Source organism: Gudongella ferriphila (genome assembly GCF_046224405.1).
GTDB lineage: Bacteria > Bacillota > Clostridia > Tissierellales > Tissierellaceae > Gudongella.
In genome coordinates this window covers 1-1,630 of record NZ_JBJXRK010000065.1, presented here as the reverse complement: position 1 = coordinate 1,630, position 1,630 = coordinate 1, and the positions used below count along the sequence as shown (strand labels likewise).

The 1,630-nt window shown below is 40.5% G+C and carries 2 protein-coding genes; both read right to left on the bottom strand.

The features are described from left to right. Nucleotides 1–9: 9 nt before the first annotated feature. On the bottom strand, nt 10–1,089 hold the full coding sequence (locus tag ACKVDP_RS13755; protein WP_409229473.1) for an IS3 family transposase: 1,080 nt from the start codon (nt 1,087–1,089) through the stop codon (nt 10–12). After that, nucleotides 1,065–1,565, bottom strand: coding sequence for a transposase (locus ACKVDP_RS13750; RefSeq protein ID WP_409229472.1), 501 nt, complete (start codon nt 1,563–1,565; stop codon nt 1,065–1,067). The genes ACKVDP_RS13755 and ACKVDP_RS13750 overlap by 25 nt, the downstream gene beginning before the upstream one ends. Between the last annotated feature and the right edge of the window lie 65 nt (nt 1,566–1,630).

The window sequence follows — 1,630 nt, the reverse complement described above, 5'->3', positions numbered from 1 at the left end:
CGGTATTTGTCAAGTAAGTTGTCGTATTTTTTGTGCTAATTCATCTTTGTTAACTGGATTGAGCGAAACATAGTCTATATAATCCCAATTTCTCGTCTTACCAGACCATCTACCAGGATTCTTCTGCTTTGCATTCTCGTATACATCTTTTCTCCTTCTTAAAACCTCCTTATCAAAGCCATAATGCCGCTGGTGTGGTGTTACAAACTTTATGCCACTGTGCATAAATTCTATATTGTATAGATTTACAAACCGATTTATCCATTCTCGTGCTGATTCCATGGATCCAAACCCCTTGGTTGGGAAATCTTTTGTATATTTTAAAGTCTTAAACAAAGCTTCAGAGTAGGCATTGTCATTACTTACACGAGGTCTTGAATATGATTTGGTGATTCCCAGATGTACCAACAGATTTTGAAAATCCTGCCCTTTCATAGGACTGCCATTGTCTGAATGTAGTACCAATGGCTTGTTGATGATACCATGTCTAAATACAGCTTTTCTTACCAAATTCATAGCATGTTTCTGAGATTCTGTTTCATGGAGTTCCCATTGGATTATCATGCGGCTGAATATGTCAATTATCATGTATAATTTGTAATAGCTCCCTTTTATTAATCCCGGAATCCAGGTAATATCCCAAGTCCAAACCTGGTTGGGAGCTTTAGCTACGTGGGTTGATAATGGTTTTGATAAATGACTGCGAGTTGCCTTTCTCTTGGCATTCTGCTTGAATTCTCTAAGCACCCTGTAAAAAGTAGACTCAGAAGCTATGTATTTCCCTTGATCAGCCAGCTTAGGGACAATCTGTGACGGATTAAGGTCCGCGTGTTCAGGGCTATTGCATATATCAATAATGTCCTGCTTCTCCTTATCTGATAGCTTGTTATGTGGTTCTTTCAGCTTAACATGCTTGCGTAAATCGATTACACCATCTTCTTTTATCCACCGTTCATAGGTCCTGACTGAAATATTCAGGACCTCACAGCAGGGTGCCAAGCGGGCACCAGCATACCTAGCTTCGTTGATTAGCTCTATGGCATTCTTGCGATCTGAGCTGCTAATCAGTCTTCCTCTGGGTCCCCCCAAATCGCATCTGCCTTTTTTCTTAGCACCAATAATGCTGCTGCCTCAGCAAGCGCTTTTTCTTTGCGCTTAAGTTCCTTTTCAAGCTGTCTAGACCTTTGTTTCTGAGCAGTTAACTCTGCTGATTCAACTTCAACGCGGTCATCGAAGGACTGTTCCATCCTCTTGATCCACTCCTTGATATCAGAGACATGAAGTCCCTTTTCGCGACAGTAGGTACTTAGTTCCACCTCATTCATGCTGTATGTTTCCAATACTATCTTCATTTTATCTTCATTGCGCCACTTTCTATTATTAGAAGGTGAACTGTTGGGAATCTTAGCACCCTTATCTCTAGCTTTTGCAACCCATCCATACAATGTATTTCTATTAATACCCTCTTCCTTTGCTACCTCTGGGACGCTTTTGCCGATAGGTGGCATGAGTTTTTCAAGTACTCGCTGTTTATATTCCTCCGCATATTCTTTTTTTCTTGTCATATGGCTACCTTCCTTCCTAAAAGTATTATACCATCCATACGACATCTATTCTGACATATAGGGAG

What these genes read in the sequence shown, in the direction of transcription:
- ACKVDP_RS13750 (WP_409229472.1), bottom strand. Translation starts at nt 1,565, where the DNA reads ATGACAAGAAAAAAAGAATATGCGGAGGAATATAAACAGCGAGTACTT.